The sequence below is a fragment of the Pseudomonas sp. 22526 genome (assembly GCF_052044735.1).
GTDB lineage: Bacteria > Pseudomonadota > Gammaproteobacteria > Pseudomonadales > Pseudomonadaceae > Aquipseudomonas > Aquipseudomonas piscium.
Genome location: NZ_JBQENK010000004.1, coordinates 1 through 11,655, shown reverse-complemented (window position 1 = coordinate 11,655; position 11,655 = coordinate 1). Strand labels below are relative to the sequence as shown.

General features: G+C 62.5%; 12 protein-coding genes. 8 read left to right on the top strand and 4 right to left on the bottom strand.

Annotated features, from left to right (window positions below):
* Positions 1-3: 3 nt before the first annotated feature.
* Positions 4-744, bottom strand: a complete 741-nt coding sequence (locus ACTJKT_RS06935) for a flagellar basal body rod protein FlgF (protein ID WP_025805166.1) — start codon at positions 742-744, stop codon at positions 4-6.
* Positions 745-1,096: 352 nt separating this feature from the next.
* The gene (locus tag ACTJKT_RS06930) at positions 1,097-2,662 is read right to left on the bottom strand and encodes a sigma-54-dependent transcriptional regulator (RefSeq protein ID WP_162094620.1); all 1,566 of its coding nucleotides are present in this window, start codon (positions 2,660-2,662) and stop codon (positions 1,097-1,099) included.
* 306 nt (positions 2,663-2,968) lie between these two features.
* On the opposite strand from ACTJKT_RS06930, the gene phhA reads away from it, so the two are divergent.
* The 6 genes from phhA (at position 2,969) to ACTJKT_RS06900 (ending at position 7,313) form a co-directional block, all read left to right on the top strand.
* On the top strand, positions 2,969-3,760 hold the full coding sequence (gene phhA, locus ACTJKT_RS06925) for a phenylalanine 4-monooxygenase (RefSeq protein ID WP_007930098.1): 792 nt from the start codon (positions 2,969-2,971) through the stop codon (positions 3,758-3,760).
* 69 nt (positions 3,761-3,829) lie between these two features.
* Positions 3,830-4,186 (top strand): 4a-hydroxytetrahydrobiopterin dehydratase, encoded by a 357-nt coding sequence (locus tag ACTJKT_RS06920; RefSeq protein ID WP_007930096.1) that lies wholly within the window; start codon positions 3,830-3,832, stop codon positions 4,184-4,186.
* Entirely contained in the window at positions 4,186-5,379 is a 1,194-nt protein-coding gene (locus ACTJKT_RS06915) for an amino acid aminotransferase (RefSeq protein ID WP_440786602.1), read from the top strand. The genes ACTJKT_RS06920 and ACTJKT_RS06915 overlap by 1 nt, the downstream gene beginning before the upstream one ends.
* 224 nt (positions 5,380-5,603) lie before the next feature.
* Entirely contained in the window at positions 5,604-5,735 is a 132-nt protein-coding gene (locus tag ACTJKT_RS06910) for a hypothetical protein (RefSeq protein WP_023968281.1), read from the top strand.
* 81 nt (positions 5,736-5,816) lie between these two features.
* A complete protein-coding gene (locus ACTJKT_RS06905) occupies positions 5,817-5,999 on the top strand; it encodes a hypothetical protein (protein WP_063428968.1) in 183 nt (60 codons plus the stop codon).
* 114 nt (positions 6,000-6,113) lie between these two features.
* A complete protein-coding gene (locus ACTJKT_RS06900; RefSeq protein ID WP_063428967.1) occupies positions 6,114-7,313 on the top strand; it encodes an MFS transporter in 1,200 nt (399 codons plus the stop codon).
* Between the two features lie 22 nt (positions 7,314-7,335).
* On the opposite strand, the gene arfB is transcribed toward ACTJKT_RS06900, so the two are convergent.
* Positions 7,336-7,749, bottom strand: a complete 414-nt coding sequence (arfB, locus tag ACTJKT_RS06895) for an alternative ribosome rescue aminoacyl-tRNA hydrolase ArfB (RefSeq protein ID WP_440786826.1) — start codon at positions 7,747-7,749, stop codon at positions 7,336-7,338.
* A 217-nt stretch (positions 7,750-7,966) separates the two neighbouring features.
* Positions 7,967-9,388: an amino acid permease gene (locus ACTJKT_RS06890; RefSeq protein ID WP_440786601.1), complete on the bottom strand. Its 1,422-nt coding sequence runs from the start codon at positions 9,386-9,388 to the stop codon at positions 7,967-7,969.
* A 1,039-nt stretch (positions 9,389-10,427) separates the two neighbouring features.
* Between ACTJKT_RS06890 and ACTJKT_RS06885 the strand changes: the two genes are divergently transcribed.
* Both ACTJKT_RS06885 and ACTJKT_RS06880 read left to right on the top strand, forming a co-directional pair.
* A complete protein-coding gene (locus ACTJKT_RS06885; protein WP_007930088.1) occupies positions 10,428-10,565 on the top strand; it encodes a hypothetical protein in 138 nt (45 codons plus the stop codon).
* A gap of 70 nt (positions 10,566-10,635) precedes the next feature.
* Positions 10,636-11,595 (top strand): leucyl aminopeptidase, encoded by a 960-nt coding sequence (locus tag ACTJKT_RS06880; RefSeq protein WP_440786600.1) that lies wholly within the window; start codon positions 10,636-10,638, stop codon positions 11,593-11,595.
* Positions 11,596-11,655: the final 60 nt, after the last annotated feature.

The window sequence follows — 11,655 nt, the reverse complement described above, 5'->3', positions numbered from 1 at the left end:
TAATTAGCTGATCTGCAAGACCCGAGCCATGGCCTGGTCGTCTTCTTTGGCGGAATTCATCATCTTGATGTGCAGTTCGAACTGCTTGGAGAGCGCCAGCACCGAGGTCATTTCCTCGACCGCATTGACGTTGCTCGACTCGAGGAAACCCGAGACCAGTTGCACATTGGCGTCAGCCGCTGCCGGCTTGCCGTCCTTGGTATGGATCGAACCGTCCAGACCCTTGGTCATGTTCTTCAGGTCCGGGTTGACCAGCTTGATGCGGTCGACCTCGGCCATCACGCGCGGGCCTTCGCCCATGGCGCGGATGCTGATGGTGCCGTCCTGGCCGACTTCCACCTGCTGCTCCGGCGGCACGGCGATCGGGCCGCCGTTGCCGATCACCGGCATGCCGTTGCCGGCGCGCAACACACCCAGGGCGTCGATATTCAGGCTGCCGGTGCGCACGTAGCTTTCGCCACCATCCGGAGTCTGCACGGCGATCCAGCCATTGCCGCTGACCGCCACGTCGAGGTCGCGACCGGTTTCCACCAGCGAGCCCGGGCTGAAATCGGTAGCCGGACGCTCGGACATGGCAAAGGCCCGCGCCGGAAAGCTGTCACCAAACACCGGCATCGAACGCGCCTGCTCCAGGTCGCGCTGAAAACCGTTGGTGGAGATGTTCGCCAGGTTGTTGGCATGCGCCTTTTGCGCCAGCGCATTCTGGCTGGCACCGGTCATGGCCACATAAAGGTACTTGTCCACAGTCTTTCCTCTGCCTGTCGGGCGTTTGCCGCCCACCGCTGTACTGCTGAGCCATAAGCAATAAGCGCACCAACTTGTTTTTCGGGCGGCCGAAGGCAGGAAATCCGGGAACTTGAGGGCGGTCGAAGGGAATCGGGCGATTGTGTCAAAGACGAAAAACCGGCGCAGATATGCCGCTTACGGCAAGGCTCCGCCTCTGCAGCGCAACAAAGCTCTGTAGCCGCTGCCGCAGGCTGCGATCGACTGCGAAGCAGACGCCAACCCCATCCCCGCGATCTGATCGAGGTAATACGCTGCCAGCCTTGCGAGTCCTTCGGCCTCGATCGCAGCCTGCGGCAGCGGCTACAAGAGCTCAGCTCTCACCAGCACCCTTGCCCACTTCGTATTCGCGCAACTTGTTGGCGATGGTGGTGTGCGACACGCCCAGGCGCTTGCCCAGTTGGCGACTGCTGGGGTGTTCGGAATACAGGCGTTCGAGCACCGCTTTTTCAAAGCGCCCGACAATCTCGTCGAGGCCGCCCTCCAGGGAGAAGTCGCCAAGGGGTTGGCGCACGCCGTAGTCCGGCAGGCGGATGTGTTCGGCCTTGACCGTGCCGCCGTCGCACAGGGACACCGCCTGGAACAGCACGTTTTCCAGCTGCCGCACGTTGCCCGGCCAGTGGTAATGGCTGAGGCGCTCCATGGCTGCCGGCGCCAGCCTGGGCAAGGCACAGCCGATCTGCCGGCTGGCCTGGTCGAGGAAGTGCTCCACCAGCGGCGTCAGGCCATCGAGGCATTCGCGCAGCGGCGGGATGTGCAGGGACAGGACGTTGAGGCGGTGATACAGGTCCTGTCGGAACTCGCCGCGGGCACAGAGTTCCGACAGGTCGACCTGGGTCGCGCAGATCACCCGCACGTCCAGGTACACCTCTTCGTCGCTGCCGACCCGACGGAAGCAGCCATCCTGCAGAAAGCGCAGGAGCTTGACCTGCAAGCGCGGGCTCATCTCGCCCACGCCGTCGAGAAACAGCGTGCCGCCAGCGGTCAGCTCCAGCAGCCCGAGCTTGCCTTCGGCCCGCGCGCCCTCGAAGGCCCCCGGGCCGTAGCCGAACAGCTCGGTCTCGGCCATGGACTCCGGCAGGCCGGCGCAGTTGAGCGCCATCAGCGGCGATTGCCCGCGCGGGCTGGCCAGGTGACAGGCGCGCGCCAGTAGTTCCTTGCCGGTGCCGGTCTCGCCCTCGATCAATAGCGGCGCGTCCAGGGGCGCCATGCGCCGCGCTTCGCGCACCACCGCGGCCATGACTTTCGAGCTCTGGAAGATGCTGTCGAAGCCGCGCAGCTCCTGCTTGCGCACGTTATAGATGCGCTCGCCGACCCGGTCCGCGCGATGCAAGGTCAACACCGCTCCGGCCATCGCCTCGCTGTCGTCGTGCTCCGATTGCAGCGGCGCGATGTCCGCCAGAAACACGTCACCCTTGACCTTGACCCGCAGGCCGTTGATCCGCGACTTGTTGGCCCGCACCAGTTCCGGCAGATCGAAATCCTCGGCATAGCGCGACAGCGGAATCCCCGGCACCTCGTCCACCCGCACCCCCAACAGCTGCGCCGCCGCGCGGTTGGCGGCGACGATGGAGCCGCCCATGTCGATGGACAACACCGGGAACTCCAACGCCCCGAGCAGGGCATTGAGCTCCATGTGCCGCCGCTCACTGGGCATCAGCCCGACCCGCTTGACCCCGAACACCCCGGCGATCGACTCGAACTTCGGCCGCAGCGCCTGGAACTGCAGATTGATCAGGTTCGGGCAATGCAGGTAGATGGCATTGCCATGCTCGCCGCCCACCTCGCCCCGGGCGACGTTGATGCCGTACTCCACCAGCAGGTTGAGAATGTCGCGCAGGATGCCGATGCGATTCTGGCAGTGGACTTTGATACGCATAAAAGGAAGGCCCGAAACAGGTAATGGAGGGCGTTAACGCCAGAAAGCGGCGCTTTTGGCACCCTCTGGCACGAACTTTCTGCGGTGTGGCGCAGATAATCGTCAAGATTATGTGACAGTCACCGGTCTTTTCAAATCGACTATTCTCAGTAATAGCGGCCTTGCGGCGCTTTCGTAACGAAAACTTTACGAAACAACCCCAAATCCGCCCATTACGTTCACGTCAACCTGCTGCATGGGCTGCAACCTTGGGTTATCTCTAGCGTCAACTGATAACAAGAACGCAGCCCCTGACAGGAGAGCAGCATGAAACAGACGCAGTACGTGGCCCGCGAGCCCGACGCGCAAGGTTTTATCCACTACCCCGATGAAGAACACGCGGTGTGGAACACCCTGATCACTCGTCAGCTGAAAGTGATCGAGGGTCGTGCGTGCCAGGAATACCTGGACGGCATCGAGAAACTCGGCCTGCCCCACGACCGCATTCCGCAGCTGGGCGAAATCAACAAGGTGCTGGGCGCAACCACCGGCTGGCAGGTCGCCCGGGTGCCGGCGCTGATCCCCTTCCAGACCTTCTTCGAATTGCTCGCCAGCAAACAGTTTCCGGTCGCGACCTTTATTCGTACCCGCGAAGAACTGGACTACCTGCAAGAGCCGGACATCTTTCATGAGATCTTTGGCCACTGCCCACTGCTGACCAACCCCTGGTTCGCCGAATTCACCCACACCTACGGCAAGCTCGGCCTGCAGGCCACCAAGGAAGAACGGGTGTACCTGGCGCGCCTGTACTGGATGACCATCGAATTCGGCCTGCTGGACACCCCGCAAGGCCAGCGCATCTACGGCGGCGGCATCCTCTCCTCGCCGAAGGAAACCGTCTACTGCCTGTCGGACGTGCCCGAACACCAGGCCTTCGACCCGCTGGAAGCGATGCGTACCCCGTACCGCATCGACATCCTGCAACCCATCTACTTTGTGCTGCCCAACCTCAAGCGCCTGTTCGACCTGGCCCATGAAGACATCATGGCCCTGGTGCACCAGGGCATGCAGATGGGCCTGCACGCACCCAAGTTTCCGCCCAAACCCAAGGCGGCCTGAGCGCCCTGCCCTCGCGCGGCGCTCATAAAACCCGTAATTTCCAACAAGAATCGATTTCAGGAACCCACCATGACCGCTCTCAACCAAGCCCATTGCGAAGCCTGCCGTGCCGATGCTCCACAAGTCAGCGACGAAGAACTGCCGGTACTGATCAAGCAGATCCCCGACTGGAACATCGAAGTGCGCGATGGCGTCATGCAACTGGAAAAAGTCTTCCTGTTCAAAAACTTCAAATTCGCCCTGGCCTTTACCAACGCAATGGGTGAAATTTCCGAGGCAGAAGGTCATCATCCTGGCCTGCTCACCGAATGGGGCAAGGTCACCGTGACCTGGTGGAGCCACTCCATCAAGGGCCTGCACCGCAACGACTTCATCATGGCCGCTCGCACCGACGAAGTGGCCAAGACCGCAGAAGGACGCAAGTAATGCATTTCGACGCCATAGGCCGAGTACCCGGCGACCCGATTCTTGGCCTGATGGAGGCCTATGCGTCGGACAGCAACCCACGCAAGTTCGACCTCGGCGTCGGTGTCTACAAGGATTCCCAGGGCCTGACGCCGATCCCCCGGTCGGTCAAGCTGGCCGAGCAGCGCCTGGTCGACCGGCAGACCACCAAGATCTACATCGGCGGCCACGGCGACGCGGCCTTTGGCAAGGTGATCAATGAACTGGTGCTGGGCGCCGATTCGCAGCTGATCGCCGAACGACGCGCCGGCGCCACCCAGACCCCGGGCGGCACCGGTGCCCTGCGCCTGAGCGCTGATTTCATCGCCCACTGCCTGCCAGGCCGTGGCGTGTGGTTGAGCAACCCGACCTGGCCGATCCACGAAACCATCTTTGCCGCCGCCGGCATCCAGGTCAGCCACTACCCTTACGTCGGCAGCGACAACCGCCTCGACGTCGAGGCCATGCTGGCGACCCTGAACCAGGTGCCCAAGGGCGATGTGGTGCTGCTGCATGCCTGCTGCCACAACCCCACCGGTTTCGACCTGAACCACGATGACTGGCATCGGGTGCTGGACGTGGTGCGCAGCCGCAACCTGCTGCCGCTGATCGACTTCGCCTACCAGGGCTTCGGCGACGGCCTGGAGCAGGATGCCTGGGCGGTGCGCCTGTTCGCGGCCGAACTGCCCGAGCTGCTGATCACCAGTTCCTGCTCGAAGAACTTCGGCCTGTACCGCGACCGCACCGGCGCGCTGATCGTCTGCACCCGGGACGCCGAAAAGCTGGTGGACGTGCGCAGCCAGCTGGCCCACATCGCCCGCAACCTGTGGTCCACCCCGCCGGATCACGGCGCCGCGGTGGTCGCCACCATCCTCGGCGACCCGGAGCTGAAAAGCCTCTGGGCCGACGAAGTGGAAGCCATGCGCCTGCGCATCGCCCAGTTGCGTTCGGGCCTGGTGGAAGCGCTGCAACCCTTCGGCCTGGCCGAACGCTTCGCCCACATCGGCGTGCAACGCGGGATGTTCTCCTACACCGGCCTGACGCCGGAGCAGGTCGGCAAACTGCGTAGCCAGCACAGTGTGTACATGGTCAGCTCCGGCCGGGCCAACGTCGCCGGTATCGACGCCACCCGCCTGGACCTGCTGGCCGAAGCCATAGCCGAAGTCTGCAAGTGACACCCTGATCGCGAGCAAATTCGCTCCTACAAAAGCACCTGCCTGTAGGAGCGAGCTTGCTCGCGATGCTCTTCAACGATCCCCCGCCCGATGAAACACCTTTCATCCCAAAACCCCAGATAAAAATCTTTTTGTCATTTCCAGTGCTGTATCCTGCCCAGGCTTTTTAAAAGCGCGGATCTACCCAGCGATTTAAAAAACAGACCTTGCGAGGAGCAACGAACATGCACGAGATTCCTAATCTCCCCTTCCCAAGCCTGCACGAAACTGAGCAGACAACCCCGCAACAAGCCGGCGCCCAACAGCCCGAGCCGAAAGAAGCCGCCTGCGGCCACAAGGCCGACAGCGAAGACTGACCGCAACACCCAGACAGTGTGGAAAGCGCTCTTTGATGCGCTTTCCACACCGCCTGAAACCCGCTCTCGAGAACCGCCTCCATGACCGACACCTTCAGCGAAACCCAAGCCAGCGTGCTGATCGGCACCGCCGAAAAGATGATCGAGATCTGGAACCGCCTGACGCCGGAAAAACAGGCCGCCCTGCTGGCGCGCTTCGGCACCCAGGAAAACGCCCTGGCCGCCCTGGTCACCACCCAATTGCTGGCCCCCACCCAGGCCTGAACCCGCGACGCGCAAAAAACTTGCGCCAGCCCATCGATTTCTCCACCTGAATCGTTTCAACCCTCGGTATCATAAGCAGCCTATCTATTTCTGCCGCGCCCGTGGACCTTTCCCATGCCAGATACCCAGCGCCCCTTGGCGGTCACGCTGCAAGTCGTCTCTATCGTCCTTTTCACCTTTATCGGCTACCTGAACATCGGCATTCCCCTGGCCGTGCTGCCGGGCTACGTGCACAGCGAACTGGGCTTCGGCGCGGTGATCGCCGGGCTGGTGATCAGCGTGCAATACCTGGCCACCCTGCTCAGCCGCCCTTATGCCGGGAAGATCATCGACAACCTGGGCAGCAAGCGCGCGGTGATGTACGGCCTGGCCGGCTGCGGCCTGAGTGGCGTGTTCATGCTGCTGTCGGCATGGCTGAGCAGCTTGCCGGTGCTGAGCCTGGCCAGCCTGCTGATCGGCCGCCTGGTGCTGGGCAGCGCCGAGAGCCTGGTGGGCTCGGGCTCCATCGGCTGGGGCATCGGCCGCGTCGGCGCGCAGAACACCGCCAAGGTGATTTCCTGGAACGGCATCGCCAGCTATGGCGCGCTGGCCGTCGGCGCGCCGCTGGGGGTGTTGCTGGTGGATCGCCTGGGGCTGTGGAGCATGGGCGTGAGCATCATCCTGCTGGCGCTCCTCGGCCTGGCGCTGGCCTGGCCGAAACTGGCGGCGCCCATCGTCGCCGGTGAGCGCCTGCCATTCATCCATGTCCTGGGCCGAGTGTTCCCCCACGGTTGCGGCCTGGCCCTGGGCTCGATCGGTTTTGGCACCATCGCCACCTTCATCACCCTGTATTACGCCACCCAGAACTGGTCCAACGCGGTGCTGTGCCTGAGCCTGTTCGGCGCCAGCTTTATCGGCGCGCGCCTGCTGTTCGGCAACCTGATCAACCGCCTCGGCGGCTTTCGCGTGGCGATCGCCTGCCTGTCGGTGGAAACCCTGGGGCTTTTGCTGTTGTGGCTGGCGCCGGATGCGCATTGGGCCCTGGCCGGCGCGGCGTTGAGCGGCTTCGGCTTCTCCCTGGTGTTCCCGGCGCTGGGGGTGGAAGCGGTCAACCTGGTCCCCGCTTCCAGCCGTGGCGCGGCTGTGGGCGCCTATTCGCTGTTCATCGACCTGTCGCTGGGGATCACCGGACCGCTGGCCGGAGCGATCGCCGCCGGTTTCGGTTTTGCCTCGATCTTCCTGTTCGCCGCCCTCGCCGCCTGCAGCGGTTTGCTGCTGAGCCTCTACCTGTACCGCCAGGCGCCGAAGTACCGCGAGGAGCGCGGCGAGCGCTAGGTCCGTACTGGTCGTACAGAGCCTAGTAGTCGACCTTGCCGCGGCCGGCCTTGATAGTGCCGCGCTTGCTCTTGGACTCCAGGCGCCGGGTCTTCGAGCCCAGGGTCGGCTTGGTCGGCCGGCGCTTCTTCTCCACCTTGATGGCGCCGAGGATCAACTCCACCAGACGCTCCAGGGCATCGGCGCGATTCTGTTCCTGGGTCCGGTATTGCTGGGCCTTGATGACGATCACCCCATCGCTGGTAATGCGACTGTCGCGCAGCGCCAGCAGCCGCTCCTTGTAGAACGGCGGCAGGGACGAGGCCGGAATGTCGAAGCGCAGGTGCACCGCGCTGGAGACCTTGTTGACGTTCTGCCCACCCGCGCCTTGCGCGCGAATGGCGGTCAACTCGATCTCGGCATCCGGCAGATGCACGTTGTTGGAAATCACCAGCATGGAAAAGGAATCCGCTTTCAGGGCGTTCAGGATACCGCGAATCGCTCTATTCCCCGTAGGAGCGAGCGGGCGGCGATCCGACTTGCCCGCGATGGCGCCCGTGTTGGCAACCCGCTGGATGGCCGCTTCGCGGATCGCGGGCAAGCCTCGCTCCTACAAGCTTGCAGCGCCCACAAAAAACCCGGCCGGAGCCGGGTTTTCCGTTATTGCGCGGACCTCACTTCAACGAAGCGTTGGCCGCCTGCAGGCTGTGCTGCGCGCTGCGCTTGTTCTTGATGCCGTAGCAGACCCACATGAAGACGACCCAGACAGGAATCGCGTACACCGAGATCTGGATGCCCGGAATCATCAGCATGATGCCGAGGATGAACACCACGAACGCCAGGCAGATGTAGTTGCCGTAGGGGTACCACAGCGCCTTGAACAGCGGCGATTGCTTGGTGCGGTTCATGTGCTGGCGGAACTTGAAGTGCGAGTAGCTGATCATCGCCCAGTTGATCACCAGGGTCGCGACCACCAGCGACATCAGCAGCTCCAGGGCGTGCTGCGGGATCAGGTAGTTGAGCACCACGGCGACGAAGGTCACCACCGCCGAGGCCAGGATCGACATCACCGGCACGCCGCGCTTGTCGATCTTCGCCAGGACTTTCGGCGCGTCGCCCTGCTCGGCCATGCCCAGCAGCATGCGGCTGTTGCAATAGGTGCCGCTGTTGTACACCGACAGCGCCGCGGTCAGGACCACGAAGTTGAGGATGTGTGCCGCGGTGTCGCTGCCCAGCATCGAGAACACCTGGACGAACGGGCTGCCGCTGTAGGCATCGCCGGAGGCATTCAGGGTCTCCAGCAGGCTGTTCCATGGGGTCAGGGACAACAGCACGACCAGGGCACCGATGTAGAAAATCAGGATGCGGTAGATCACCTGGTTGATGGCCTTGGGAATCACGGTCTTCGGCTTGTCGGCCTCGGCCGCGGTAAACCCGAGCATCTCCAGGCCGCCGAAGGAGAACATGATGATCGCCATGGCCATCACCAGGCCGCTGACGCCATTGGGGAAGAACCCGCCGTGTTCCCACAGGTTGCTCACCGAAGCCTGCGGGCCGCCGTGACCGCTGACCAGCAGGTAGCTGCCCAGGGCGATCATGCCGACGATGGCCACCACCTTGATGATCGCGAACCAGAACTCGGCTTCACCGAAGACTTTGACGTTGGCCAGGTTGATCAGGTTGATCAGCACGAAAAACGCCGCGGCCGAGGCCCAGGTCGGCACGTCCGGCCACCAGTAGTGCACGTACTTGCCGACCGCGGTCAGCTCCGACATGCCCACCAGGATGTACAGGATCCAGCAGTTCCAGCCCGAGAGGAAACCGGCGAAACCGCCCCAGTACTTGTGCGCGAAATGGCTGAAGGAGCCGGCCACCGGCTCTTCGACGATCATCTCGCCGAGCTGGCGCATGATCATGAAGGCGATGAAGCCGCAGATGGCGTAGCCGAGGATCATCGACGGGCCGGCCGACTTGAGCACGCCGGCGGAGCCCAGGAACAGTCCGGTACCGATCGCGCCGCCCAGGGCGATCAGTTGAATATGGCGATTTTTCAGGCCGCGTTTCAGCTCGCCTGAATGCGGGTTTTGTCCACTCATGAAAAGGGTCTCACGCAAGGTTTGATGATGTTCGATAGACGTTGCAGCCGACAGCAGGCTTAAGCAGCGCGGATCAAACCCCAGCGCAGGCACCAGGAGTTCAGCCTTTGTTTAACAGTCATGCGTCACCTGTTTGTTTTTATCTGTGACGAAATCGAACCCACCACGCTTGTGACGCGGCGGAGTGAACAAGGCGGATAGCCTTGAGATTATTGGCCTTGGGAGCGTGTTTCGAGCATTCGAGCCAGGGCTCGCCATGCGTTGAAACCAGTCGTTGGGGCGCAAAATGCGCGGATACGCAGTTGGGTCACAGTTAAAACGCCGCGCATTGTACACCCCTGACTCCCTGCCGCCAGACGCGGCTTATCAGCGCGTCGGGTGCCGGAATCGCACGGGGCCTGCTCGATGCTTGGCATCGGCGGCAAGGTTCGGGACAGACCCATCGGGGTCGTCGACGAAGGTACGACAGCAATCGCCCTTCGGAGGGAATCGGTTGAGGTGAGCCACGGCGTTCATTGCGCCTCCTTCTTGTTATGCACCTGCACACAGGCATGGGCTGCATCACACCTGCCTTGAGGCCGCGGAACAAGCGGCTTGGAGCCCGGCGGCGGGCAATATCCAGGCAGCGCCGGAAGGTTTTTCTTACAGCCCTGGACACGGCTCGATTCCATGACTCGATAACGGGTTTTTCGTAAGCATTTCTTTACAAGGCGGAACGTATTTTTTCCACTTCAGATCGGCATCGGCGGCGACTGCAAATTGACGGCCAGCGGTTTTTTATCTGTCTATTCGCTCAGCTTTTTGTTTTTTCTTGATAATTTTCCAGCGCAAAAACAGAAAAAAAAGTTCAATAAAAATAATTCAATTATTTTTTTGCATTTCAAAAAACCCTGGACTAGGTTTCCAGCCACTTGTCGGACCACACCCCCGGCAAGCCGAGCGGCCACGTTGAGCAGCCAGGGCTTTCACGCACTCCCCCGTAGAACCCGAGCCGTCTCACCGACTGCTTTTATCCGAAAAGTCATCTAGGAGATTCACGATGCAAGCACTGGAAAAAGACTTGGACACTGAACTGCAACTGGACGATTGGTTTGAAGCAGCGACCCACGAGGCCGCGGTGGAAATGATGCAGGCCGACGCGGTAGTGCCGTTCGGCACGGCGATGTGGCCTTTGTAAAAACGGCCATCAGGCAGGAGCGGCCCGGCGGTCGCCCCTGCCTCCACTCGCTGTCCGTCAGGGAGGATCCATGGACAACACCGCTGCCATCCGGCATTTCCTGTACTACCTCGAACACCATCCGGCCCTGGCCGACCGCCAGAGCGCCAGGGTCCTGATCGGCCACACCGCCGAATACGCCGCCACCAGCGCCGCCATCATCGAGCAGGCCGGTGAGCCCTTTTGCTTCACCGCCCTGCGCCTCGACCTCGAGCCCAGCTCGGTGCTGACCCAGGCCATCGCCGACTGCGATCTGTATATTTTCTTCTACGACTCCTCCACCCTCTCGCCGCCCCGTCCGCAAGGCCCGGAATTCATCCAGGCGCTGCAGGGCGTGATGGCCGAGAACTGGAAGAAGTCGCTGCTGTTCAAGGACTACGGCGACTACTTCTACGACACCTTCAGCGTCGAGCCGCAACGCATCGCCGAGCTCAACGCAACCCTGATCCAGCATATGTCCGAGGCCACCACCCTGAGCTTTCGCGACGACCACGGCTCGTACTTCGAAGCGCCGCTGGGCAGCATCAAGAAGTGGACCAACATCAACGGCGTGGGCAACTACGACCTGGCCCCCGGAGAAATCGCCAGCCATAGCGAGGCCATCAATGGCCGGGTGAAATTCGTCGGCACCTTCCTCGGCACCATCCCCTTCGCGCGCAAGTACGGCGTGCTGCAATCGCCGCTGGAACTGTGGATCGAGAACTCCACCATCAGCCACATCGCCAGCGACGTGCCGGGGCTGGCGGACGACTTCAACAAGTACCTGGATGCCAACCCGTCCAACCGGCGCATCGAGGAGCTGGGCATCGGCACCAACGAAGGGGTGAAAGACCTCTACGCGCGCAACTCGGGATTCGAGGAGCGCCATTGCGGCCTGCACCTGGGGCTGGGCGGCGGCGCCAAGGGCAGCCACCACCTGGACCTGATCTTTGCCAGCGGGGTGCTGGCGCTGGACGACAAGCCGGTGTTCGATGGCAGGTTTGTGTTCTGAGCCTGTAGCCCTGTAGCCGCTGGCGCAGCCTGCGATCGGTCGCGCAGCGACCGCAAGATG

What these genes read in the sequence shown, in the direction of transcription:
- ACTJKT_RS06930 (WP_162094620.1), bottom strand. Translation starts at nt 2,662, where the DNA reads ATGCGTATCAAAGTCCACTGCCAGAATCGCATCGGCATCCTGCGCGAC.
- phhA (WP_007930098.1), top strand. Translation starts at nt 2,969, where the DNA reads ATGAAACAGACGCAGTACGTGGCCCGCGAGCCCGACGCGCAAGGTTTT.
- ACTJKT_RS06920 (WP_007930096.1), top strand. Translation starts at nt 3,830, where the DNA reads ATGACCGCTCTCAACCAAGCCCATTGCGAAGCCTGCCGTGCCGATGCT.
- ACTJKT_RS06915 (WP_440786602.1), top strand. Translation starts at nt 4,186, where the DNA reads ATGCATTTCGACGCCATAGGCCGAGTACCCGGCGACCCGATTCTTGGC.
- ACTJKT_RS06910 (WP_023968281.1), top strand. Translation starts at nt 5,604, where the DNA reads ATGCACGAGATTCCTAATCTCCCCTTCCCAAGCCTGCACGAAACTGAG.
- ACTJKT_RS06905 (WP_063428968.1), top strand. Translation starts at nt 5,817, where the DNA reads ATGACCGACACCTTCAGCGAAACCCAAGCCAGCGTGCTGATCGGCACC.
- ACTJKT_RS06900 (WP_063428967.1), top strand. Translation starts at nt 6,114, where the DNA reads ATGCCAGATACCCAGCGCCCCTTGGCGGTCACGCTGCAAGTCGTCTCT.
- arfB (WP_440786826.1), bottom strand. Translation starts at nt 7,749, where the DNA reads ATGCTGGTGATTTCCAACAACGTGCATCTGCCGGATGCCGAGATCGAG.
- ACTJKT_RS06890 (WP_440786601.1), bottom strand. Translation starts at nt 9,388, where the DNA reads ATGAGTGGACAAAACCCGCATTCAGGCGAGCTGAAACGCGGCCTGAAA.
- ACTJKT_RS06885 (WP_007930088.1), top strand. Translation starts at nt 10,428, where the DNA reads ATGCAAGCACTGGAAAAAGACTTGGACACTGAACTGCAACTGGACGAT.
- ACTJKT_RS06880 (WP_440786600.1), top strand. Translation starts at nt 10,636, where the DNA reads ATGGACAACACCGCTGCCATCCGGCATTTCCTGTACTACCTCGAACAC.